Source organism: Amycolatopsis sp. MEPSY49 (genome assembly GCF_051337345.1).
Taxonomy (GTDB): Bacteria; Actinomycetota; Actinomycetes; order Mycobacteriales; family Pseudonocardiaceae; genus Amycolatopsis.
Genome location: NZ_JBDLYJ010000003.1, coordinates 505,730 through 527,940, shown reverse-complemented (window position 1 = coordinate 527,940; position 22,211 = coordinate 505,730). Strand labels below are relative to the sequence as shown.

Genomic DNA, 22,211 nt, shown 5'->3' with positions numbered 1-22,211 from the left:
CCATCGGCGGGCGGCTTCCTTCCTGTGACGGCTGCTCGACGTCCACGGCAACACGGGCGCGGCAACGCTGTCCACGACGGACAGGTGAGGTCTAGTGCGGTGCCTAAAGGACTCAGCGCGCCCAGGTGACGGGAAGGGCGTGAACTCCGTAGTGGAGCATGTCGTCGCGCAGCGGAACCTGGCCCGCCGGCACGGCGAGCCGAAGGCTCGGGAAGCGCTCGAACAGCGCCCGGAAACCCACCTGCATGGTGAACCGGGCCAGGTGCTGGCCGATGCACTGGTGCACGCCGTGACCGAACGCGACGTGGCCCTGGGTCACGCGGCCGACGTCGAGCCGGTCGGGGTCCGGGAAGCGCTCGGGGTCGCGGTTGGCCGCCGGCAGCGCGACGACCACCGTCTCGCCTTCGCGGATCACGTGCTCCCCCAGTTCGACGTCCGCCAGCGCCGCCCGGCTCGCGCCCAGGTGCGAGACCGTCAGGTAGCGCAGCAGCTCCTCCACGGCGTTGGGCCACAGCTCCGGCTCGGCTTGCACGCGCGTCAGCTGCGCACGGTGCTCGAACAGCGCGAAAGTGCCCAGTGCCAGCATGTTCGTCGTGGTGTCGAAGCCACCGCCGACGAGCGCCCACGCGAGGTTGACCAGCTCCGGCCGGTCGAGGTCGCCGGTGCTCGCCAGCTCGCCGAGCAGGTCGTCGCCCGGGTCGTCGAAGGCCGCGTCGACGAGCCGCTCGAGAGTACCGCCGACGACGGTGATCGCCGCGATCAGCTCTTCGAGGGTGTACCGCATGCGGGCCACGACGTTCAGGTGGTGCAACAGCTCTTCGCGGTCGGCCTCCGGGACGCCGACCAGCTCGCACATGAGCCGGGTGGCCAGCGGCTCGGCGTACGCGGTGACCAGCTCGGCTTCCGTTCCGCGCGCGGCCATCGCGTCGAGCAGCCCACCGGCGATCCGTTCGGCGGCCGGGACCAGTTCACGGGTCCGCCGCACGGTGAAGTACTTCGCGACCAGCTTCCGGTAGCGCGCGTGGCCGGCGCCGTCCATCTTCGGGAACGCCCCGGGCGCGGCCGGTTCCGGCTCGTAGGTGTCCATCGGGAACGGCGGCGGCACGGCGAGCGCGACGAGGTCGTTGCGGTGGCTGAACCGGGCGTCCGACAGCACCGCGCGGACGTCGGACAGCTTGGTCACCAGCCAGCCCGTGGCCGGCCCGGGACTGGCCTCGAACGCGAGCGGGCTGATCGCCGGCCGCGCCCGGTACTCGTCAGGCGGGTCGAACGGGCAGCTGCGCTTGACGGGCAGCGAAAACGGCTCGGTCACTTCCGGCTCCCTCCGGCCAGCGGCGCGAGGCGCGCCTCGATTTCGGCTGCGGCGCGGACCGCCCCGCCCGCGGCGTGCACCTCGCGCCGCATCAGGTCGACGCGCCGGCGCACGGCGTCGTCGCGGTCGACGGCGAGCACCGCGTCCCGGATGCCCGCGGCGGTCACCGTTTCCTTGTCCAGGGAGGCGCCGAGGCCGAGCCGCCGGATCTGCCTCGCGTTGATGTGCTGCTCCGGGTGGTGCGGCACGGCGATCACCGGCACGCCGAAGTACAGCGCCTCCATCAGGCTGCCCATCCCGCCCTGGCAGAGGAACACCGAGCAGTGCGGCAGGACGTCGGGGTGCGCGACCCAGCGATGGGCCTCCACATTGGACGGTAGTGGCCCCAGCGTGGCCGGGTCCACCCGCTTCCCCAACGTGAGCACCACCCGCCACGGCAGGCCCGCGAACGCCTCGGCGCAGGTGCGGAAGAACTCCGGGCGGTCGTTGACGGTCGTGCCCAGGGTGATCAGCACGACCGGCCGGCCGTCGGCGGGCGGCGTCCACGTACCGGCGGGCCCGCCGACCGAGGGTCCGACGAAGGCGAACCGCTCGTCGAAACTCTGCCCGGCCGGCTGGAACGCCCGGGGCAGGAACACCAGCGTGAACTCGTCGCCGCCGGTGAAGAACTCCTCCAGCGTCAGCGACCCGAGGCCGTGCTCGGCCAGGTGCTCGCCGAGCCGCGTGACGAACCGGGTGATCGCCGGGTGTGCCGGGTCGACGGCCTCGCCGAAGGCCTGGTTTTCCTTGGTCAGCGAGAAGTGCTCGTTGGACGCAGCCGTCGCCGACAGCTGCACGGTGGGCAGGTTCGCCTTCCGGGCCAGCAGCCGGCCGGGCGCCCACAACGTCGTGTCGTAGACGAGCAAGTCCGGTGTGGACAGTCGTTCCACGGCGGGCAGTACGGCCATGCTCTGTTCGAGCAGGTCGAGCGGCGCGCGGGCGGCCTCGTCGGCGTCGGTGATGTCCGGCTGCGCGGTGGACAGGTCGCAGCCGTAGTCCGCGGCGCGGGCACCGGTCGCGGCGACCCGGTCCGCGAACTCCGCCGAGGTGAAGCAGGTGACCCGGTGGCCGCGGCGGACGAGCTCGGCGACCACCGGCAACGCCGGCGTCATGTGCCCGTAGGCCGGGTAGGGCAGGAACGTGATGTCGGGCATGGCCGGCTCCTAGCGCCGCTTGTACCGCTCGATCAGCGAAAGCGCGGGCGAGGTGGCCACCGTGGTCACCAGGGTCATGACCACGAGCATCGCGAACATCGTCGGGCTGATCACCTTGAGGTCGAGCCCGATGTTCAGCACCGCCAGCTCGGTCAGCCCCCGGCAGTTCATCAGCGCGCCCAGCGACCACGCGTCCCGCCTGCCGATGCCCGACAGCCGCGCGGCGGCCAGGCTCCCGCCCCACTTCCCCAGCATCGCCACGACGACGATCAGCGCGCACCACAGCCACAACGCCGGGTCGGCACCGATCAGGTCGAACTTCGTGCGGAGTCCGGTGTAGACGAAGAACAGCGGCAGCAGCAGGGTCACCGTCAGCGCGTGCATCTGCTCGGTGGCCTGGCGGATCGGCAGCGACCCGCGCGGTGTCACCGCGCCGAAGAGGAACGCGCCGAAGATCGGGTGGATGCCGATGGCGTTCGTCGCCAGCGCCGACAGCAGCAACCCGGCCAGCAGCACGGACACCACCGCTGTGGTGGGCAAGGCCTTCTGGCCGTGCTCGGTCGGGGCGAACAGCCGGCGCAGCAGTGGCCGCACGACGAACAGCATCAGCGCGAAGAACGCGATCGTGAGCCCGACGGTCAGGCCGGTGGCGGCCAGGGAACCGGCACTGGCGATGGCGACGACGAGCGCGAGCAGGCACCACGCCGTGATGTCGTCGACGGCGGCGCAGCTCAGGGCCAGCGCGGCGATCGGCAGCTTCGTCATCCCGCGATCGGTGATGATCCTCGCCAGCACGGGAAACGCCGTGATGCTCATCGAGATCGCGAGGAACAGCGAGAACGGCAGCCGGTCGACGCCGGCGCCGAGCGAGGGGTGCAGCGCGAACGCGAGCAGCACCCCGGACAGGAACGGGATCGCGACGCTGACGTGGCTCACCAGCACCGCGGCCTTGCTGCGGCGGCGGACCAGTTCGACGTCGAGCTCGTAGCCGACCAGGAACATGAAGATGACCAGGCCGATCTGGGCGAGCGTGTTGATCGTCGAGGCCAGGTAGTCGGGGAAGATCCAGTGGTAGGCGGCCGGCCACACCCAACCGAGGAACGACGGCCCGAGCAGGATGCCGGCGAAGATCTCGCCGATCACCGTCGGCTGTGCCAGCTTCCGCGCGACCGCCGAAAGCAGCCGGCAGGCCAGGAAGATCACCGGCAGGGCGAACAGCAGCTTGGCCACCGGGTCGGGTAAGCCGCCGGTGTGCCCGGTCGCCGTGGCGCCGCCGTCCGGGCTGGAGCGCAGCAGGAAGAACGCGACCACGACCGGGACGACCACCATGGCCAGGTAGGAGACCCAGGTCCGGCGGCGGCCCGCCGGAGTCGCCGGCTCGGCGGTGCCGGTGGTGCGCTCGTCGAGCGATGACATGACTGGCCTCTCCGATCACGCTGCCGGACAAAGAGGTCGTGAGTGGGAAACAGTGTCGGAACACTGTTTCCCACTCACGACCGGGGGGTGACTAGAACAGCGCCAGTGCCGAAGAAGAGGCCTTCAGGCTGCCGAGGTGACCGTGCCACAGGTGCGTGGGGTCGGCCTCGACGGCGGCGACGTACTCCTTCATCGCGGTCAGCGCCGCCGGCTCCTCGGCGTCGTAGACGTCGCCCTGGAGCATCTGGATGACGTCCTTGCGGTAGCGGTCGTCGTCGATGAACGCGGTGAACAGCACGTTCAGCCGGTAGTACATCGAGATGAAGTCGTACCAGATGTTGACGCCCTTGCGGAGCGTGTTCACGTAGTTGTCGAACCGCTCGCGGCGGAAGTCGCCGGCCTGGTGCGCGGCGATGACGTCCTTGGCCGCCAGGCGCGCGCTGTTCATCGCGACGCTCACGCCGCTGGAGAAGATCGGGTCGACGAACCGGGCGGCGTCGCCGATGAGCACCAGCGAGTCGCCGGCGATCTGCTTCATGCCGTAGCTGTAGTCGCCCTCGGTCTTGAACTTCCGCACGCGCTGCGCCTGCTTCAGCGCGTCCAGCATCTCCGGCCGGGTGCCGACGGAGTTCCAGAAGAAGCCCTCGAGGTCGTCCTTGTGCTCCTTGAACTTCTCCTTCTGGGTGACGACGCCGATCGAGGTGATGGTCTCGGTGATCGGGATCTGCCAGACCCAGGTGTTCTCCTGCGGCAGGAAGTGCACGTGGATGTAGTCGGCGTCCTCGGGCCGGCGCGCCAGCGACGCGCGGTCCAGGCCCTCGAACCACGTGTGCACCGCGTACTGGTTGAAGACCTTGTCCGGCACCTTGACCTTGAGCTGCTGGCCCAGCAGGGTCTGCCGGCCGGACGCGTCGAGCACGCAGCGGACGGCGACCTCGAGCTGCTGCTCGCCGATCTTGGCCTGCAGCACCGGCCGGTCGCGGTCGGTGAAGTCGACCCGGTTGACCCGGACCCCCTGGTAGACCTTGGCGCCGAGCTCCTCGGCGTGCTTGAGCAGCAGCGAGTCGAACTGGCCGCGGTCGACGTGCCAGGCGTAGACGCGGTCGACGCCGTCCTGGTCGCGCTCCTCGTAGGCGATCTCCGCCACGCCGAGGCCGTGCGAACCGGCGTCGAAGTCCAGCGTGCTGGTCGGGCGGGTGTCGGAGGAGGTCCACGCGGCCCCGTACTTGCGGGGGAACCCGGCGGCCTCGACCTTGCCGATGACGCCGATGTCGTGCATCACCGGGATGACCGCGGGGACGAGGGACTCGCCGACGTGCTCGCGGGGGAACGTCTCACCCTCGAAGACGGCCACCGAGAGGCCGGCCTTGGCCAGGTAGGAAGCCGCCGTGGAGCCGGCCGGGCCGCCGCCGATGATGCCGACGTCGTAGTCGTAGGACACGGGTTCTCCGTTTCTGGGTCGGGAAAGGGGTCAGGCGACCGGCGCACGCAGCGACGTCACCAGGTCGGTGATGCTTTCGATGTCCTTGAAGTGGCGGGCCACCATCTCCGTGGGCGGAACGCGCACGGAGAACTCCTCGCGGATGTAGGCGACCAGCCGGGTGGTTTCGATCGAGTTCAGCAGGCCCCAGTCCAGCAACGGCGTGGTCGTGGTCAGCTCGCCCACGTCCTTCCCGTCCAGCAGGTGCTTCTCGACGAACTCAACGAGCTTCCGCGTGATGTCCACGCGCTCGTCGTCTGCCATGGTTCTTCCTCCAGTGACGGCACAGGTCCAGGTTCGCGGGCGGATCAGTCGGTGCCCGCGTCGTGCGTGGCCTTGTTGCGCGAGCCGCGGCGCGGGCGCTCCAGCAGCACGGTCTCGGCGTTGATGTGCTTGCGCGGGGCGAAGGCGACGTAACGGCCGCCGGACATCTTGGCCTTGAAGTTCTTCATCCAGCCGTGGTGCCCGAAGTTGCCGAACTTGTCGAAGCCGACCAGCGAAATGCCGCTGCGGTCGTAGTGCCCGCCGACGAGCAGGCACCACTGGCGGTAGTCCGGGTATTCGTTGGTCAGGTGGCGGTAGGTGAGCACGAAGGCGAGGTAACGGCGGAAGTCCATGCCGTCGAGACCCTCTTCGTCGTAGACGCGGGAAATCGCCTGGGTGCTCTGGCCGAGCATTTCCGGGATCGGCGAGGCCGAGCAGACGAGCCAGTGCGACTCGTCGGTCATCGGGCTCTTGATCATGTTCTGCTCGACTTCCCAGCGGAAGTTGGTGTTGAGCTTCCCGGTCTCGATCATCTGCGCCTCGGAGATCTCCTGGGGCACGTAGATGAGCATCTCGTTGGTGGTCTCGAGCTCGTCGATCTCGGCCTGCGTGAACGGGCAGGGCTTCACGGCGATTTCAGTGGTCCCATAGACTCCGTAAACCATGTCTTCGAGGTTCTCGGGCATGCGCATGAGCGACCGTCCTGAATTCCATTTATCGCGTGGCTGGATGTGGCGTCGATTGGTTCTATCACGGAGCCGACTGGGGAAATGCTCAGTAGAACTGGGACTTTTCGGTGGAGTCCATCAGCGCGACGGTGTTGCTCGACGGGTTCACGACCGTGCTCACCAGGTCGAAGTAGCCGGTGCCCACTTCACGCTGGTGGCGCGTCGCCGTGTAGCCGGCCGCTTCGGCCGCGAATTCGCGCTCCTGCAGCTCGACGTAAGCGGTCATGCCTTCTTCGGCGTAGTCCCGCGCCAGCGCGAACATCGAATGGTTCAGCGCGTGGAAGCCGGCGAGCGTGATGAACTGGAACTTGTAGCCCATGTGCCCCAGCTCGCGCTGGAACTTCGCGATGGTCGCGTCGTCGAGGTGCTGCTTCCAGTTGAACGACGGCGAGCAGTTGTACGCCAGCAGCTGGTCCGGGTACTCCGCCTTGATCGCCTCGGCGAACCGGCGGGCGACCTCGAGGTCCGGTTTGGACGTTTCCATCCACAGTAGATCCGCGTACGGCGCGTAAGCCAGGCCACGGGCGACGCACGGCTCGATGCCGCCACGGACGCGGTGGTAGCCCTCGGGCGTGCGCTCGCCGGTCAGGAACGGCTTGTCCCGGTCGTCGACGTCGCTGGTGATGAGGTTCGCGGCCTGGGCGTCCGTGCGGGCGATGACGAGGCTCGGGACGTCGCAGACGTCGGCGGCCAAGCGCGCGGCCTGCAGCGTGCGGACGTGCTGGCTGGTCGGGATGAGCACCTTGCCGCCGAGGTGACCGCACTTCTTCTCCGCGGCCAGCTGGTCTTCCCAGTGCACGCCGGCGGCGCCGCCGGCGATCATGCCCTTCATCAGCTCGAACGCGTTGAGCACGCCGCCGAAGCCCGCCTCGGCGTCCGCGACGATCGGCGCCAGCCAGTGCGGGGCGTCCTTTTCGTCCTCGGCCCAGCTGATCTGGTCGGCGCGCAGCAGCGCGTTGTTGATCCGGCGCACGACCTGCGGGACCGAGTTGGCCGGGTACAGGCTCTGGTCCGGGTAGGTGTGGCCGGACAGGTTCGCGTCGGCGGCGACCTGCCAGCCGGAGAGGTAGATGGCCTTGAGGCCGGCGCGCACCTGCTGCACGGCCTGGTTGCCGGTCAGCGCGCCCAGCGCGTGGACGTAGTCCTTGGTCTGCAGCAGGCTCCACAGCCGCTGCGCGCCCAGCCGGGCCAGCGTGTGCTCTTCGGTCACGCTGCCGCGCAGCCGCAGGACGTCCTCGGCGGAGTAGTCCCGGCGGACTCCGCGCCACCGTGGGTCCTCGGCCCAGGACCGGGCCAGGTCGGCCGCCGCGGCTTCGCGGGGCGGCGCTGCGGTTACGGTCATGTCGTTCTCCTGACGTACGACGACGCGCGGCTTCGTGGACGAGACCATTTAGCACCGCGCGACCCCCGCCGAGCGCCACCCCGGAGCCAGGACGAAGCATTCCCCTAGTTCTTGCCGTGCGCGCCCGCTCGTCGCCGTGACCGGGGCGGATACTCGGTTCACGAGCCACCTCGCGAACGGAAGGCGTTTGATGGCAAAGGATCTGCGGACGTTCCTGGCCGAGCTGGACCCGGACCAGGTCAAGGTGGTGCGCAAGCACGTCGACCCCGAGTTCGAGGTCACCGCCGTCGTCGACCGCATGGAGGACGACCCGGCCTACCCGGGGTTCCCGGCCGTGCTGTTCGAGAACGTGGGCGGCTCCGAGATTCCGTTGCTCATCAACCTGCACGGCACCTACGAGCGGCTCGCGCGCAGCATCGGCGCGGACGTCCACTCCATGGTGCCGGAGTACGCCCGGCGCGAGGGTTCGGGGATCAAACCGGTCACGGTGGACACCGCGCCGGTGCAGGAGGTCGTGCTCACCGGCGACGACATCGACGTCGGCCTGCTGCCGCTGCTCAAGCACCAGGAACTGGACGCGGGCAAGTACATCACCTCGGCGGTGACCATCTGCCGCGACCCCGACAGCGGCAAGATCAACGCGGGCATCTTCCGCCACCAGGCGCAGGGCCGCGACCAGGTCGGCATCCAGGTGAACCCGGCGCACCACACTGCTTACGTGCTGCGGAAGCTGCGGGAGCAGAAGAAGCCGATGGAGGTGGCGCTCGTCATCGGCCACCACCCGGCGCTGCTGATGGGCGCGGTGTCCAAACTGGAGGGCATCGGCGGCGAGCTCGACGTCGTCGGCGGCCTGCTCGGCGAACCCCTGGAAATGGTGCCCTGCAAGACGGTCGACCTCGAGGTGCCGGCCCGCGCGGAGATCGTCATCGAGGGCGTGATCGACACCGACCCCGACGCGACGGCCGTCGAGGGCCCGTTCGGCGAGTACCCGCGGTTCTACACCCGGACCGGCCCGCAGCCGTACGTGAAGATCACCGCGATCACCATGCGCCGCAAGCCGATCTTCGTGGACGTCTTCAACGCCCACACCGAGCACAGCATGCTCGGCGGCCTCCCCCGGATGGGCAGCATCCACCGCCGGGTCAAGGAGGCGGTGCCGACGGTGACCGGCGTGCACCTCCCGCTGTCGGGCATGGCGCGCTCGCACCTGTACCTGTCGATGAGCAAGCGCGTCGAGGGCGAGCCGAAGCTGGCGGCCTGCGCGGCATTGGCGGTCGATCCGCTGCTGAAGCACGTGTTCGTCGTGGACGACGACGTCGACGTGTTCAACGAGGTCGAGACGCTGTGGTGCCTGGCGACGCGGTTCCAGGCCGACCGCGACCTGACGATCATGCCCGGCTTCCTCGGCGGCCAGCTCAACCCGGTGACCTACGGGCACAACCGGGAGGAGAAGGGCCCGATGGAGACGAAACTGATCTTCGACTGCACGAAACCCGTGCCGCCGGCGGTGTTCCCGCCGTCGTGCCGGGTGCCGCCGGAAGTGGTGGCGCGGGTGGATCATCGCGCGCTGCTGGAGGACGTACCGGCGTCCTATCTGGACTGAAGGTCGCCCGCACCGTCGATGACGCCGGTGCGGGTGACCTTCCACCAAACCGTAATGACGTGAATGACTCATTCATGTCGTCTGACGACATGAATGAGTCATTCACGTCATGCGAGCCGACTAGTGTGCGGCAGGGCCGTGCCAGCGTTCGACCAGCTCGTCCGGCGGCTTGATGCCCAGCAGGTCGCAGAGCCGCCCGACCTGGTGGTCCACCAAGTCGCCCAACGTCTTCGGACGTCCGTAGAACGCCGGCATCAGCGGCGCGAGGATCCCGCCCATCTCGGTCACCTGCGTCATCGCCCGCAGGTGCCCCAGGTGCAACGGCGTCTCCCGCAAGGCGACAACAAGCTTCCGCCGCTCCTTCAACGTCACGTCGGCCGCGCGCACCAACAGACTGTCGTTCTGCGACCAGGCAATAGCTCCGAGCGAACGCACCGAGCACGGCAGCACGATCATCGCGTCGATCGGGAACGACCCGCTGGAGATCGGTGCCGCGATGTCACCGGGCCGGTACGTGAAATCGGCCAGAGAGGCGACCGACGAAGGCGTCCAGTCGGTCTCGAAAGAAATGGTCTGACGGGCCGCCGGCGTGACCACCAGATGCGTTTCGACCTCCGGCATGCCCTTCAGGATCTCCAGCAGCCGGATGCCGTAGATCGCGCCGCTGGAGCCGGACATCCCGAGCACCAGCCGGAACGGCTCAGTCATGCTTCGCCCGCCTCCGTTCCGCCTGCTGCTCCTTCACGACCTCGACGGGGCTCCGCCGCGCCTCCTCCTCGACCATCCGCCGCCACTCGGTCAGCGAGACGTCGGGGCGGTACAGCCGCTCCGGTGGGGCGTCGGTGACCTCCACCATCAGCCGGTCCTCGTCGTTGAACATGCCGTGGAACACCCAGCGCGCCCACGTCCAGTAGTAGAGCCAGAACCGGCGGTTGCGCCACTTTCCCTGGTTCATCACGGCGAGCTGGACGTACGTGTGGTCCTCCGCCGTCGCGGCGACCCACCACTCGAAGTGCGACCACTCCTCGTACTTCACCCGCAGCGTGCCCGGCAGCCGCAGCGACACCTTCGTCTTGTTGCCCTCGCGCCGGCGGTACCACTTCTTCTTCGGGAAGTCGCCGAGGCCGGGGAACGAAGCGCTGTAGTGCATCTTGTCCTTGCGCCGGGTGATCCACGGCCCGTCGCGGATGACCTTCATCTCGCTCCACACCGGCATCTTCACGCGCTTGGTCCACAACGCGTTGCGGTGCAGCCATTTCGCGTGGCCGTCGTCGAAACCGTTCTCGGCACCGAAGCGCCAGTTGCCCTCGCGGACGGTGATGCGGCCGACCACCAGGGCGGCCGGGTCCAGCAGCTCCTCCGGGACGTCGTCGGCGAGCGGACGCGCCGGGCCGTCGCCCAGCCACAGCCAGACCAGGCCGCGCGCCTCCTCGACCGGGTACGTCCGCACGGTGACCTTGCCGCAGATCGGCGATTCCGGGCCGTCGGTGATCGCCGCGACCAGCACGCCGGTCTCCAGGTCGAACGTCCAGCCGTGGTAGCAGCAGCTCCACGTGCCCGGGAACTCCTGCGACGACATCTCGTGGCTCAGCGGGACCCCGCGGTGCGGGCAGCGGTCGTGCAGTGCGCGGACCGCGCCGCCGTCGCGGATCAGCATGATCTTCTCGCCGAGCACCCGCACCGCGCGCGGCTTGCGGCCGATCTTGCGCGACCACGCCACCGGGTACCAGTACTCGCGGAAGCCGAGCGCCGCCTTCTCGTAGCGCGGCCAGGTCGACCAGTCGCGGCGGCCGGGGCCGCCGACGGTCGCCTGTCGCCGCGCCGGTGGGGCCTGCTCGTCGCCGACAGTGTCGGTCATCGGTCTTCTCCTCGACTGCTCGCAGGGAGTTCACGCAGTTCGGCCCGCTGCCGGGTGGTCACGTCCACGACGACGCCGATGAGCAGGTCGACCAGCCGGCGCATGGCGGGCAGGTCCGCGACGCCCATGGAGAACCCTTCGAACGGGCTCGGCACCTCTGGCGGCGGCAGGCCGATCCGCGCGGTCGGGATGCCGTGCCGGCGCAGCACCCCGCCGTCGGACAGGCCGCTGCCCGGCTTGCCCGGCACGTGCGGCCGCCCTTCGACGTCCTCCCAGGCCCGGATCAGCCGGGTGACGACCGGGCTGTCCGCGGGGGTGGCCGAGCCCGCTTGGCCCGCCACCAGCTCGACCTCGACGCCGACGGCGGGCTCGGCCGCGCGCAGCTCCGCGACGATCGCCTCGAACTGCCCGGCGACGTCGTTCACCGCGGTGCGCGGGTTGACCCGCAGGTCGACCCAGAACTCGCAGGTCGCCGGGTTGAACGCCGGCTTGGTGCCGTCGCCGGCCCGGATCGCGGTGATCGCGCCCTGCGGCGCCACCTGCCCCGACGAGTTGCGCGCGGTGTACTCGGCGAACCAGTCCTCCAGCCGCCCGATCATCCGGGCGGCGGCGAGGATCGCGTTGGTGTAGTGCCCTTTGTGCCGGCTGCCGGTGTAGCCGACCGACCCGCGCACGACGACGCGGAAGATCGCGAACCCGACCTCCTCGTGCACCACCGAGTAGCCCGGCTTGAGCACGATGGCGAGGTCGGCGGAGCACTGGCCGTGGTCCACCAGGAACTGGGTGCCGACGTTCATGCCCGAGTTGCGCCGCGAGGACAGCTCGCTGCCCAGCACCGGCATGCTGCCGCCGACCAGCGCGACCACCAGCTGCCCGTCCAGGGGTACGCCGCAGCGGTGCACGGCGAGCGCGGCGGCCAGCGCGCAGCTGGCGAACGCCTTCGGGTTCTCCGCGCCGAGCCCGACGACCTTGTCGCCGAACCGTTGCGCGGGCAGCGTGAAGTCTTCGCGAGGCCGCTCGCCGAGCCACGGCGCGTCCTCCCGCCCCGGCGCGAACGCGGTGTCGAGCGGCGCGAGCAGGAGCAGCTGCGCGCCCGCGCGGCCGGTGCCGACCCGGGTGACGAGGTTGGCCTGGCGCTCGTCGATGGACTGCAGCCGGCTGTCGAGCCCGGCCGACGTCATCACGTCACGGAAGTACTCGGCCAGCTCCCGCTCGCACCCGGTCGGACTGGGGATGTCGGTGGCCGCCTGGCACAGCAGCGCCAGCTCGTCCTCGTCGACCTCGGCGCGGGCGGCCTTGACCCACTCCCGCTGCCAGCCGGACAGCTTCGTGATGTCCGGGTCGATGGCGTCCGGGGTCATGACGTCTTGATCTCGGTGCCGGTCACGTGGTGGTGACCCCACAGGCTGGTCGGCCCGGCCAGCTGCCGCGTCGACCACCCTTCGGTGTCCACGTCGAGACCGTCCCAGCCGTACTCGATCTCCCAGCCCGACGGCGTCTCGAGGTAGAACGAGACGGCGCGGTCGTTGCTGTGCCGGCCCAGCGTGCGCGTGACGATCCGGCGTTGGAAGGCGACGTCGATGGTCGAGCCGACGTCGTCGAGCGTCGTCGTCTCCAGCATGATGTGGCGCAGGCCGGGCTCGTCGGTCTCGACCAGCGCGATCGAGTGGTGCCGCGGGTTGCAGTGCAGGAACGCGATGAAGCCCTTGAACGTGTCGCTGACGCCGAAGCCCAGCGTGTCCACCAGGAACGCCAGCGTCTCGGCGTAGTTGGTGACGCCGACGACGGCGTGCCCCATGCCGTGCTCGCCGGTCCGGTAGCCGTCGAGGGCGCGCGTCAGGCGCAGCGGCCGGAAGTCGGCTTCCTGGCCGTAAAAGAGCTCGTGCCGCAGCCCGGCCGGGTCCTCGAGCCACAGCATTCCCGCGACGCGCCGGTCGGCGCACTCCGCCGCCGTCGCCCGGGTCACCGCGACACCGGCCGCGGCCAGCTCGTGTTCGAGGGCGGCCAGGTCGGCGGCGCTCGCCACCTCCCAGCCCAGCCAGGACAGGCCTTCGGCGTCGCCGTGGCGGACGTCGAAGCGGTAGACCCGCTCGTCCATGCGCAGCAGCAGGCGCCCGTCGTCGACCCACTGGCCGGGCAGGCCGAGGACGTCCGAGGCGAACGTCCCCCACGCCGGCAGGTCCTGAGTGGACAGTCCGGCGTAGGCGAGACTGCGGATGCGCATGGGGTCCGTCCTCCTGCTGGTCACGCCGTGCCGCCCAGGAACCCGAGCACCACGCGGTCGTGTTCGTCCGGCTGCTCCCACTGCGGCCAGTGCGCGGCGTCGGCGACGCAGTGGAAGGCGGCACCCGGGATCAGTTTCGCGATCCGGCGGCCCACGTCGGGCCCGCTGCCGGGGTTGTGGTCCGACCACAGCACGAGCGTCGGCACGCTCACCGTGGCGAGCCGGTCTTCGGAGATCCGCCGGTTCGGCCCGGACCCGAACCCGAAGGAGTTCTCGAACACCGTGCGCAGCGCGATGTTCGTGGCCGGGTCGGCGTAGATCCGGCGGCGGACCTCGACCAGCTCGTCGGTGACGCGGTCCGGGGTGGCCATCAGCCACTCCAGCCTGGTGCGGATGGTCTCCGGGGTCGGGTTTTCGATCGCGGCCAGCGACCGGGCGCGCAGGGCCTCGCGCCCTTCGGCGGGCCGTTCGTCGACCGAGCCCGGATTCCACTTGATGCCGGCGGTGGTGTTGAGCACCAGTTTCCCGACGCGGTCGGGGTGCTCCAGGGCCAGCGTCAACGCGACCCAGCCGCCGAGCGACTCGCCTTCGAGGTGCGCGCGTTCGATGCCCTGGGAGTCCAGCAGGTCGAGCACCTGGTCGACGTACGTGCCGACGGCGTCGTGGGTGAACTCCGGCTTGGCGGAGAAGCCGTGCCAGAGCAGGTCGATCGCCATCGCGCGGTAGTGCTCGCCGAGCCGGGTCACGTTGCGCGCGTAGGCCTCGGCGTGCCCGCCGACGCCGTGCAGCAGCACGAGCGGCTCGCCGTCACCGGCTTCGACGACGCGGGTCCGGTACTTCTCGCCGAGGAGGTGGGTCTGGCTGCCCAGCAGCTCGGTCCAGATGGTCACCTCGGTACTCCCAACGGTTCGGCGGGCCCGGCCGGAACCGGTGTTTCGTGGCAGGGGCGGCAGGACTCGAACCTGCAACCGTCGGTGTTGGAAACCGCTGCTCTGGCCAGTTGAGAGCTACACCCCTTCGCGACCGGTTTCCCGGTGCGAGATCAGTATGCGAGAGATTTTTTGGGGAACTTTCTAGCTTGCTTCGAACCGGTCGGGCGTGAAGACGTCGACCAGCGGGTCGGGCTCGCCGTCGACGATCCGGGCCGCGAGGGCCTTGCCGAACAGCGGCGCCAGCGTGACGCCCGCGCTCGCGACCGCCTCGTAGTACCCGGGTACCGCCGACAGCGGCCCGACGCTCGGCAGTTCGTCACGCGCGCACCGCGCGTCGACCACCTCGGCCGTGCGGACGGTCGCGGTCCCCAGCAACGGCACCACCTTCGCCGCCCGGTCCAGGAGGTCCTTCACGAACTCCGGGTCGGGCGTCCCCGAGCGTGGCGGCAGCCCGCGGTCGACGCGGTCCGAGCGCAGGACCACGCGCCCGGGCCCGTCCGGGCGGATGCTGACCTCGGGGGCGCGCAGGATGTACCGCAGCGGGTCGCCGTCGACCAGCAGGTGCGCGATCAGGCTGCGCCGAGGCGGGCCGAGGAACGGGCGCGCGCCGGCCAGCGCGCCGAGCTCGTCCGCGGCCGAGCCGGTGGCGTTGACCACGACATCGGCCTCGATCCGGCGGCCGTCCGCGAGCCCGGCACCGCGTTCCACCGACGTCACCTCGGCGTTCAGCCCCAGCGTGGCCCCGTGGGAAACGGCCTGGTCCAGGAGGTGGCGGGTGAAGGCGACCGCGTCGATCCAGCCCTCCGACGGCAGGAAGGCGACCGGTCCGGACGCGGGGAAGACCACCGACGTGTCGTCCGGGGCGTACCGCTCGACCGGGCACCCCCATTCGGCGAGCTGGGCGAGGTACCCTGCGAACGACTCGTCGTCGGTCCACGCCACCGTGCCGGTGCGGTGCCACCAGGGCGCGGAGTCCCCGGCCAGCTCCGCGTGTGCGGCGATGCCGGCCTGGTTCAGCTCGAAGTACGACTTGGGGAAACGCCGGTACGCCGTCGCGGTGGCGAATCCGACTTCCGTGGTGCCCGCGGCGGGCCGGTCCGCGCGGTCGACGCAGTGCACCCGCGCCCCGCGCCGGGCGAGGTGGTAGGTCACCGCGGCGCCGATGACCCCGGCGCCGATGACGACCACCTTCGGCGCCATCAGTAGAGCCCTTCCGGCGCGGCCTGGCTGACCTGCAGCGGGCGCACGTTGTAGACGCCGTCGACCGGCCACTCGCCCTTCGTGTCGTAGCGGGTGGCCTCGTCGCGCTCGAGCAGGTTGGGCAGGAACAGGTCCTCGTGCAGCACGGTCAGCTTCAACTGTCCATTGTCGACGTTCCGCCGGAAGTCCGCAGGGTCCACGACGGACATCGTCACCTGCGGGTAGGTCGGGGCGTAGGGCAGGATCGCGCCGCCGTCCTCCGGATGCAGGCTCACGGCGTTGCCGAAGGTGTTGCCGTAGCCCGACCGCACGAGCCCGCCGTCGAGGGCCTTGACGAAGTCCTGGTACATCCGCGGGCTCATGTGCGTGCCGCCCAGGCGCACGCCGTCGAGCGCCGCGACCAGCTCCGGCTGCCGCGCGATCAGCTTCTGCAGCAGCGCGGGCGTGGTGTTGAGGTAGTGGACGTGCTGCGAGCGCAGGATGTCGACGATCTGCCCCAGGACGTGGTCGGTGTACTCCCCCAGCTCCTTCATCTTGCCGGCGCGGATGAGCTGCTTGATCCACCGCGGGTCCATGTCGATGCCGTAGACGAGCCCGGCGAGCTGTTCGGACAGCTCGATCGCGCCGTTGCCGATCTGGTGCGGCCCGCTCGGCGTCGCCTGCAGCCAGGTGCGGCCGGCCTGGTAGCCGTCGAAGAGGTACGACCAGCGCCGCCACTCGACGCGGTGGGTCATCATGTCCTCGGTGTAGAACACGCGCACCGGGTCGCCGGTGGTGCCGCCGGACTCCCACACACGGCCGGTCAGCGGGCGGGGCACGATCCGCGGGACCAGGTCGCCGGGGTCCAGGCCGCGCAGGTCGCCGGGCGGGAACGGGCCGAACTCGGCGAGCTGGTCGTACCGCGTGATGTCCATCGGGTCGAACGACAGCTCGGTGGCGCGCTTGAGCCAGTACGGGCTGCCGAGCTCCGGGTTGAAGTGCCGCCGCACCACGTGCCGCGTCCACGCGTCGAGGTCGAGGGACAACCAGTGGTCGGTCAGGCTGGCACGTTCGTGCGTGCGGGTGCTCACGGTCTCTCCTTGGTGCGGGTCAGGCGGGGGCGACGAGGTCGACGGCGTAGTCGTAGATCGCGGTCATGGCTTCGGTGACGTGGTGCGGCTCGGTGATGCGCACGACGGGGAACGGGAAGTCGAGCACCCCGGCGGGCAGCGTCGGGCCGAGCACGAAGGCGAGCCGGACGCCCTGGTCCTTCATCCCGGCGCAGACGTGCGGCAGGCTCATCGTCGTGGTCTTGTTGCGCTGGAACAGGTCCCGGACCTCGCCGGCCGTCGTGAGAGCGCGTTCTTCGAGGAACGAGCACACCGGGATCCGCGGGTCCGCCACCGGGATCGCGGCCACGGTCGGCGCCATGAAGTCGGTCGCGTACTGCCGCAGCGGCGAGTGGACGGCGAAGGGCTGGCCGTCGATGACGCTGACCATGCCGGGCGGGCTCTGCGCGACGAGCTTCTCGAGGGCCTCGGCCGTGCCGCTGAGCATCAGCAGCCGCGCGGTGCCGTCGGCGAGCACGCCGAAGTCGCCGCCGAGGTACACGCCCGGACGTCGGTCGCCGTAGTAGTACGTGGGATCTTCGGTGACCGGGAGGAAGGCGATGGCCGCGCCCTGGGCCGGGGGCGCCGGGTCCGGCAGCGGCGTCTTCGCCTCGCGCAGCAGCAGGTCGAACAGCGTGCGCCGGTCCACCGCGCCCGCCACCGAACTCGCGATCAGGCCGCCGAGGCTGATGCCGCCGGCGACACCGGGGTGGATCTCGGACGCGGCGAGGACGTCGTGGATGCCGAGCGCCAGCGCGGCCAGCCGGATGCCGGCCAGGCTGAAGCGGTCGTGGTCGCCCCGGGGTTCGAACTCGCCGCGCAGCAGGACGCGCGGTTCGAGGCCGGTCCAGTCGCGGACCTCTTCGTACGTCCGGCGCATCGCCGGGTAGGCCTCGTAGAGGTGCGCGCCGTGCTCCGGGTCGGGATCGGAGATGTTCGCACCGAAGAGATACCCCAGAGTCACCGATTTCCCCTTACGCACGATCCGACGCGGTTGCCGCGACGCTACTGACCCCGGTGCCGGGTGCCGCCGGGCTAGCACCCGGGCTCTAGGCAAAACCTCAGCTCCGGGCGCGGGAGTTCTTAAGGGTTACCCCAGGGTTGGGTTGCTAGGGCCGGTACCGCGGGCGCGGTCGGCGGGTCGACGCTGGCGGTTCGTCAGCCCATCCATCGGAGGGATCAGAAGTGGAGTATGGCGTCTCGCTGCTGCCGGACTGCGACCCGCGGACCACGTCCGCCTCGCAGTACTTCCAGGACGTGCTGGAGGTCAGCGTCCTCGCCGACCGGCTCGGCCTGGACTACGTCAAGATGACCGAGCACTACCTGCGCTCCTACGGTGGGTATTCCCCCAGCCCGCTGGCTTTCCTGTCCGCCGTGGCCGCGCGCACGCAGTCGATCCGCCTGATGACCGGCGGCATCCAGGCGTCGTTCCACCACCCGATCCAGATCGCCGCGCACGCGGCCCAGGTCGACGTGATGAGCGGTGGCCGCCTGGACGTCGGGTTCGCCCGGGCGTTCCTGCCGTACGAGTTCGAGGCGTTCGGCGTCGACATGGACACCAGCCGCGAGCGCTTCCTCGCGACGATCGAGGCCGTCGTCCGGCTGTGGTCCGAAAAGGACGTCACCGAGGACACGCCGTTCTTCTCCTACGAGAACGCGAATTCGCTCCCCGCCCCGGTGCAGCAGCCGGGCCCGCCGGTGTGGGTGGCCGCGCTGGCGACCCCGGCGAGCTTCGACTGGACCGGCCGCAAGGGGTTCAACCTGCTGATCAGCTCGACGCAGCTGAACGAGATGGCCCGCAAGCGCGAGTACGTCGAGCTGTACCGCAGCGCTTTCCTCGAGCAGCACGGCGATTCCGGCCGCAAGCCGAAGTTCGCGGTGAGCATCCCGCTGCTGATCGCCGACAGCGACGAAGAGGCTCGCGACCTGGCCGTGCCGTACATGGTGAAGTCGTTCAACGCGTTCAAGGAAGCGATCCTGTCCTGGCACAACGTGGAATCGCCGGCGTACGAGGGTTACACGGCGATGGCGCGTCAGATGGCCAGCTTCGACCTGGAGACCGACGGGCTCGAGGCCAAGGCGGTCGTCGGCTCGCCGGACACGGTGCGCGGGCGGATCGAGGAGGTGCGGGACGTGCTCGGCCCGGACGTGATCCTGTGGAACCTGGACTTCGGCGGCCAGTCGGCGGAGACGATGACCCGCACGCTGAACCTGTTCGCGGACAAGGTGATGCCCGCGTTCGCGTGACCCAGGGCGAGAAAGGCGAACGGCCCGGTGACCGAGTCACCGGGCCTTTCGCCGTGCGGTAGGGGGGTCAGCCGCTGAAGCCGAGGCCGCCCTGCGCGGCGATCATCGTCAACCGGATGCCGCGCAGCGCCTTCTCCAGGCCCGGCGCCACCTCGCCGACGCGGTCGGTCAGCTCCTCGATGCGGTCCTTGTACTCGCCCTTGCTCTCCTTGCGCGTCACGACGCTCGGCACCGTGCCCGCCGCCGCCAGCGCCACCAGCGCCGCGTCGTCCGCACCGATCTCGGCCGCCGGGGTCGAGCCGTGCAGGACCTCGACCGCGTGCGCCTGCAGGGCCTTCGCCACCGCCGGGTCGGTCACGGTCACGTGGGTCTTCGGGACGACGCCGAGGACCTTTTTCTCTTCGACCGCGAGCAGCTTCCGCTCCACCAGCTGCTCCTCGATCGCCTCGAGGGTTTCCTTGTAGTCGTGCCGGATCCACGACTTCCAGCTGCGCTTCTCGTTGCCGATCTGGGCCAGCAGCCGGTCGAGCACCGGGTCGCCGGTCGGGTCGGACTTCACCAGCACGGCGTCGCCGTCTTCGTCGGCGATGTTGCCGCGCAGCGCCAGCTCCGTGAGCACGCCGGCACGGGTCAGGAACGCCGTGCGCGTGCGGTCGTAGAGGTCTTCCTTCTCGACGTCGTAGGCGAGCAGGTAGGCGCGGTAGTGAACGGAGGTCGGCGTGTCGGTCATGTCGGTCACCCGTTTCTGTGGCTTGCGTACCACTCGATCTTGACGGATCGGGACCGGTGCGGAAAACGGCCAAAGGTTGACAGCCGGTGACGGAAGGTTGTCGGTTCACAACCTTAGTTGTTCCGGCAGGCGGAGTAACCCGGCTTAGCAGTCTCCCCAGACGTCGGCCGATCGGGTGGACTCACGCCCGAGCGGGCGGTTAAGAGAAAGGGACCACTCACCACTATCCGCAATGGACGGCTCATGACCGCTCGAAGTGCCAGGCGTGGGGTGCTGTTCCTCTCCCTCCTCGGCCTGCTCGCCCCCGTGGTGCCCGCCGGCGCCGCACCGCAGGCGGTTCCGGCCGTCTCCACCCTCCAGCAGATCGTGCCGGCGCCGGTGTCGGTGACGCCGGACCCGGCCGTCCGCTACCGGCTCGGGCCGGAGGCGGTGGTGTTCACCTCCGGGGGCGCCGAAGCCCGCCAGGTCGGCGACTACCTCGCCGGGCTGCTGCGGCCGGCGACCCGGTTCCGGCTCCCCGTCATCACCACCCCCGCCCTGCCGAAGGCGTTGCCCGGGATTTCGCTGGTACTCGGTGGTGCGGACCCGCGCGTCGGCGCCGAGGGCTACCAGCTCGACAGCACCGCGTCCGGCGTGACCATCCGGGCCGCGAAGCCCGCCGGCCTCTTCAACGGCGTCCAGACGCTGCGCCAGCTCCTGCCCGCTTCACTCAGCGGGACGCTCACCGTGCCCGGCGGCCACATCCTCGACTACCCGCGCTACGCCTACCGCGGCGCCATGCTCGACGTCGCCCGGCACTTCCTGCCGGTGGCCGACGTCAAGAAGTACATCGACGACATCGCGCTGTACAAGGTCAACAACCTGCACTTCCACCTGACCGACGACCAGGGCTGGCGGCTGCAGATCACCGGCTGGCCGAACCTGACCGCGAAGGGCGCGAGCACCGGGTCCGGTGGTGGCGCGGGCGGTTTCTACACCCAGGCCCAGTACCGCGACATCGTCGCCTACGCGCAGAGCCGGCACGTCACGATCGTGCCGGAGATCGAGATGCCGTCGCACTTCGGCGCGGCGCTGTCCTCCTACGCCGAGCTCAACTGCGACGGCGTCGCCGGGCCGGTCTACACCGGGCTCACCCCCGCGCCGCGGTCGGACCTGTGCGTCGACAAGCCCGTGACGTACAAGTTCATCAACGACGTGCTGACGCAGGTCGCGGCGCTGACCCCGGGCGGCTACCTCGACGTCGGCGGCGACGAGATCCAGGACCTCACCGACGCGCAGTACACGGCGTTCATGGCGAAGGTCGCGCCGATGGTGGCCAAGCTCGGCAAGAAGCTGCTGGGCTGGGCGGAGATGCTCACCGCGACCCCGCCGCAGGGCGCGACCGGCGAGTTCTGGATCTACGACGGCACCCAGAACGAGGTCGGCGAAGCCAGCCAAAAGGGCGCGAAGCTGATCATGGCGCCGTGCGTCTACACCTACCTGGACATGAAGTACGCGCCCGGCGTCCCGGCCGGTGACCTCGGCCTCGAGTGGGCGGGCGACATCAGCGTCCAGGCCGCGTACGGCTGGGACCCGACGGCGGTCGTGCCCGGCGCGCTGAACTCGAACATCGACGGCGTCGAAGCTCCCTTGTGGACGGACACCGTGCGCAGCCTCGACGACGCCCGCTACCTGGCCTTCCCGCGGCTGCCCGCGATCGCCGAGATCGGCTGGTCGCCGCAGGCGAGCCACGACTGGACGTCGTTCGCTTCGCGGCTGGCGGCTCAGGGTCCGCGCTGGACGGCGGCGGGCGTGAAGTTCTACCCCGCACCGGAAATCCCGTGGCAGAAGAACTGAGGCACACCATGACGAACAAGGACGGGCGGGTCTGGGAGGCCTACTGGACGGACCTCCCGGACCGTGCGGGAGCGGCGTTCTGGGACTGCGAGCCCGCCGACGGCGCGGCCGCGCACGCCGAGCTGTTCAAGGCGCACTTCGACCCCGCGCTGCCGCTGGTCGACCTCGGCTGCGGCAACGGGACCCAGACCCGGTACCTGGCCGGGCTTTACGACCGGGTCGTCGGCGTCGACATCGCCGAAGCCGCGTTGAACCGGGCGCGGACGGAGAACGGCGCTCCGAACGTCTCGTACGAGTTGCTGGACGTGCTGGATTCGTCCGCGGTGGCGGCGTTCCGGGCGCGGTACGGCGACGTGAACATCTACCTGTCGGGCGTGATCCACCAGCTGCCGGTCGAGAAGCGGGTGACGTGCGCGCGCAACCTGGCCGTGCTGGCCGGGGCGCGCGGGTGCGTGTTCAACCAGGAGCTGACCCCGGCGAGCTACACGTACATGCAGCAGCTCATCGCCGACCCCGCCAACGACTTGCCGAAGCTGGAGCGGGTGTCGATCTACTTCGGCATCGGCCTCCAGCCGGCGGCGGGCGAGGCGGAGCTGGAGACGGTGTACGAGGTGGCCGGGTTTACTGTAGTGGACGGGGGCGAGTTGCTGCTGCGCACGACGGAGACGCTGGCCGACGGTTCCGTGCTCAACCTGCCAACGCACTACGTTCTCGCTCGCACCGCTTGAATGACGTGAATGACTCATTCATGTCGTCTG

The 22,211-nt window shown here is 70.0% G+C and carries 20 protein-coding genes and 1 tRNA gene; 4 read left to right on the top strand and 17 right to left on the bottom strand.

Annotation, left to right across the window (positions count from 1 at the left end; translation table 11 throughout):
* Nucleotides 1-112: 112 nt before the first annotated feature.
* The 7 genes from ABFJ78_RS17085 to aceA all read right to left on the bottom strand — a co-directional run bounded on the left by ABFJ78_RS17085 (nt 113) and on the right by aceA (nt 7,735).
* Nucleotides 113-1,312, bottom strand: a complete 1,200-nt coding sequence (locus ABFJ78_RS17085; RefSeq protein WP_436387324.1) for a cytochrome P450 — start codon at nt 1,310-1,312, stop codon at nt 113-115.
* Nucleotides 1,309-2,505: a macrolide family glycosyltransferase gene (locus tag ABFJ78_RS17080; protein ID WP_436387323.1), complete on the bottom strand. Its 1,197-nt coding sequence runs from the start codon at nt 2,503-2,505 to the stop codon at nt 1,309-1,311. Before ABFJ78_RS17080 ends, ABFJ78_RS17085 begins: the two co-directional genes overlap by 4 nt.
* Nucleotides 2,506-2,514: 9 nt before the next feature.
* Nucleotides 2,515-3,921 carry a cation:proton antiporter domain-containing protein gene (locus ABFJ78_RS17075; protein ID WP_436387322.1) on the bottom strand — a complete coding sequence of 469 codons (1,407 nt, stop codon included), beginning with the start codon at nt 3,919-3,921 and terminating at the stop codon, nt 2,515-2,517.
* 91 nt (nt 3,922-4,012) lie between these two features.
* Nucleotides 4,013-5,362, bottom strand: coding sequence for an NAD(P)/FAD-dependent oxidoreductase (locus tag ABFJ78_RS17070; protein ID WP_436387321.1), 1,350 nt, complete (start codon nt 5,360-5,362; stop codon nt 4,013-4,015).
* A gap of 30 nt (nt 5,363-5,392) precedes the next feature.
* Nucleotides 5,393-5,665 (bottom strand): acyl carrier protein, encoded by a 273-nt coding sequence (locus tag ABFJ78_RS17065; protein WP_436387320.1) that lies wholly within the window; start codon nt 5,663-5,665, stop codon nt 5,393-5,395.
* A 44-nt stretch (nt 5,666-5,709) separates the two neighbouring features.
* Nucleotides 5,710-6,330, bottom strand: a complete 621-nt coding sequence (locus ABFJ78_RS17060) for a hypothetical protein (protein ID WP_372666802.1) — start codon at nt 6,328-6,330, stop codon at nt 5,710-5,712.
* 109 nt (nt 6,331-6,439) lie between these two features.
* The gene (aceA, locus tag ABFJ78_RS17055; protein WP_436387319.1) at nt 6,440-7,735 is read right to left on the bottom strand and encodes an isocitrate lyase; all 1,296 of its coding nucleotides are present in this window, start codon (nt 7,733-7,735) and stop codon (nt 6,440-6,442) included.
* Nucleotides 7,736-7,925: 190 nt separating this feature from the next.
* On the opposite strand from aceA, the gene ABFJ78_RS17050 reads away from it, so the two are divergent.
* Nucleotides 7,926-9,338 (top strand): UbiD family decarboxylase, encoded by a 1,413-nt coding sequence (locus ABFJ78_RS17050; protein WP_436387318.1) that lies wholly within the window; start codon nt 7,926-7,928, stop codon nt 9,336-9,338.
* Between the two features lie 120 nt (nt 9,339-9,458).
* Here the strand turns inward: ABFJ78_RS17050 and ABFJ78_RS17045 are convergent, their stop codons facing one another.
* From ABFJ78_RS17045 to ABFJ78_RS17005, 9 genes are all read right to left on the bottom strand, one after another.
* Entirely contained in the window at nt 9,459-10,046 is a 588-nt protein-coding gene (locus tag ABFJ78_RS17045; protein WP_436387317.1) for a UbiX family flavin prenyltransferase, read from the bottom strand.
* On the bottom strand, nt 10,039-11,196 hold the full coding sequence (locus ABFJ78_RS17040; protein WP_436387316.1) for a Rieske 2Fe-2S domain-containing protein: 1,158 nt from the start codon (nt 11,194-11,196) through the stop codon (nt 10,039-10,041). The genes ABFJ78_RS17045 and ABFJ78_RS17040 overlap by 8 nt, the downstream gene beginning before the upstream one ends.
* Nucleotides 11,193-12,557 carry a M20 family metallopeptidase gene (locus tag ABFJ78_RS17035; RefSeq protein WP_436387315.1) on the bottom strand — a complete coding sequence of 455 codons (1,365 nt, stop codon included), beginning with the start codon at nt 12,555-12,557 and terminating at the stop codon, nt 11,193-11,195. The genes ABFJ78_RS17040 and ABFJ78_RS17035 overlap by 4 nt, the downstream gene beginning before the upstream one ends.
* Nucleotides 12,554-13,420 (bottom strand): VOC family protein, encoded by an 867-nt coding sequence (locus tag ABFJ78_RS17030; protein WP_436387314.1) that lies wholly within the window; start codon nt 13,418-13,420, stop codon nt 12,554-12,556. The genes ABFJ78_RS17035 and ABFJ78_RS17030 overlap by 4 nt, the downstream gene beginning before the upstream one ends.
* 20 nt (nt 13,421-13,440) lie before the next feature.
* Nucleotides 13,441-14,310 (bottom strand): alpha/beta fold hydrolase, encoded by an 870-nt coding sequence (locus ABFJ78_RS17025; protein WP_436387313.1) that lies wholly within the window; start codon nt 14,308-14,310, stop codon nt 13,441-13,443.
* A 48-nt stretch (nt 14,311-14,358) separates the two neighbouring features.
* Nucleotides 14,359-14,437 (bottom strand) — tRNA-Trp (locus tag ABFJ78_RS17020).
* A 56-nt stretch (nt 14,438-14,493) separates the two neighbouring features.
* The gene (locus tag ABFJ78_RS17015; RefSeq protein ID WP_436387312.1) at nt 14,494-15,552 is read right to left on the bottom strand and encodes an NAD(P)/FAD-dependent oxidoreductase; all 1,059 of its coding nucleotides are present in this window, start codon (nt 15,550-15,552) and stop codon (nt 14,494-14,496) included.
* The gene (locus tag ABFJ78_RS17010) at nt 15,552-16,622 is read right to left on the bottom strand and encodes a hypothetical protein (RefSeq protein WP_436387311.1); all 1,071 of its coding nucleotides are present in this window, start codon (nt 16,620-16,622) and stop codon (nt 15,552-15,554) included. The genes ABFJ78_RS17015 and ABFJ78_RS17010 overlap by 1 nt, the downstream gene beginning before the upstream one ends.
* A gap of 19 nt (nt 16,623-16,641) precedes the next feature.
* Nucleotides 16,642-17,604, bottom strand: a complete 963-nt coding sequence (locus tag ABFJ78_RS17005; RefSeq protein WP_436387310.1) for a hypothetical protein — start codon at nt 17,602-17,604, stop codon at nt 16,642-16,644.
* A gap of 221 nt (nt 17,605-17,825) precedes the next feature.
* Between ABFJ78_RS17005 and ABFJ78_RS17000 the strand changes: the two genes are divergently transcribed.
* The gene (locus tag ABFJ78_RS17000) at nt 17,826-18,887 is read left to right on the top strand and encodes an LLM class flavin-dependent oxidoreductase (protein WP_436387309.1); all 1,062 of its coding nucleotides are present in this window, start codon (nt 17,826-17,828) and stop codon (nt 18,885-18,887) included.
* Nucleotides 18,888-18,954: 67 nt separating this feature from the next.
* Here ABFJ78_RS17000 and ABFJ78_RS16995 read toward each other — a convergent pair whose 3' ends face one another.
* Nucleotides 18,955-19,617, bottom strand: coding sequence for a GOLPH3/VPS74 family protein (locus tag ABFJ78_RS16995; protein WP_436387308.1), 663 nt, complete (start codon nt 19,615-19,617; stop codon nt 18,955-18,957).
* Between the two features lie 243 nt (nt 19,618-19,860).
* On the opposite strand from ABFJ78_RS16995, the gene ABFJ78_RS16990 reads away from it, so the two are divergent.
* The gene (locus ABFJ78_RS16990) at nt 19,861-21,453 is read left to right on the top strand and encodes a beta-N-acetylhexosaminidase (RefSeq protein ID WP_436387307.1); all 1,593 of its coding nucleotides are present in this window, start codon (nt 19,861-19,863) and stop codon (nt 21,451-21,453) included.
* Nucleotides 21,454-21,461: 8 nt separating this feature from the next.
* The gene (locus ABFJ78_RS16985) at nt 21,462-22,181 is read left to right on the top strand and encodes a class I SAM-dependent methyltransferase (RefSeq protein WP_436387306.1); all 720 of its coding nucleotides are present in this window, start codon (nt 21,462-21,464) and stop codon (nt 22,179-22,181) included.
* Nucleotides 22,182-22,211 lie beyond the last annotated feature (30 nt).

Coding starts and splice junctions, on each gene's coding strand:
- ABFJ78_RS16985 (WP_436387306.1), top strand. CDS start 21,462: ATGACGAACAAGGACGGGCGGGTCTGGGAGGCCTACTGGACGGACCTC.
- aceA (WP_436387319.1), bottom strand. CDS start 7,735: ATGACCGTAACCGCAGCGCCGCCCCGCGAAGCCGCGGCGGCCGACCTG.
- ABFJ78_RS16990 (WP_436387307.1), top strand. CDS start 19,861: ATGACCGCTCGAAGTGCCAGGCGTGGGGTGCTGTTCCTCTCCCTCCTC.
- ABFJ78_RS17080 (WP_436387323.1), bottom strand. CDS start 2,505: ATGCCCGACATCACGTTCCTGCCCTACCCGGCCTACGGGCACATGACG.
- ABFJ78_RS17035 (WP_436387315.1), bottom strand. CDS start 12,557: ATGACCCCGGACGCCATCGACCCGGACATCACGAAGCTGTCCGGCTGG.
- ABFJ78_RS17030 (WP_436387314.1), bottom strand. CDS start 13,420: ATGCGCATCCGCAGTCTCGCCTACGCCGGACTGTCCACTCAGGACCTG.
- ABFJ78_RS17040 (WP_436387316.1), bottom strand. CDS start 11,196: ATGACCGACACTGTCGGCGACGAGCAGGCCCCACCGGCGCGGCGACAG.
- ABFJ78_RS17075 (WP_436387322.1), bottom strand. CDS start 3,921: ATGTCATCGCTCGACGAGCGCACCACCGGCACCGCCGAGCCGGCGACT.
- ABFJ78_RS17015 (WP_436387312.1), bottom strand. CDS start 15,552: ATGGCGCCGAAGGTGGTCGTCATCGGCGCCGGGGTCATCGGCGCCGCG.
- ABFJ78_RS17065 (WP_436387320.1), bottom strand. CDS start 5,665: ATGGCAGACGACGAGCGCGTGGACATCACGCGGAAGCTCGTTGAGTTC.
- ABFJ78_RS17060 (WP_372666802.1), bottom strand. CDS start 6,330: ATGGTTTACGGAGTCTATGGGACCACTGAAATCGCCGTGAAGCCCTGC.
- ABFJ78_RS17050 (WP_436387318.1), top strand. CDS start 7,926: ATGGCAAAGGATCTGCGGACGTTCCTGGCCGAGCTGGACCCGGACCAG.
- ABFJ78_RS16995 (WP_436387308.1), bottom strand. CDS start 19,617: ATGACCGACACGCCGACCTCCGTTCACTACCGCGCCTACCTGCTCGCC.
- ABFJ78_RS17045 (WP_436387317.1), bottom strand. CDS start 10,046: ATGACTGAGCCGTTCCGGCTGGTGCTCGGGATGTCCGGCTCCAGCGGC.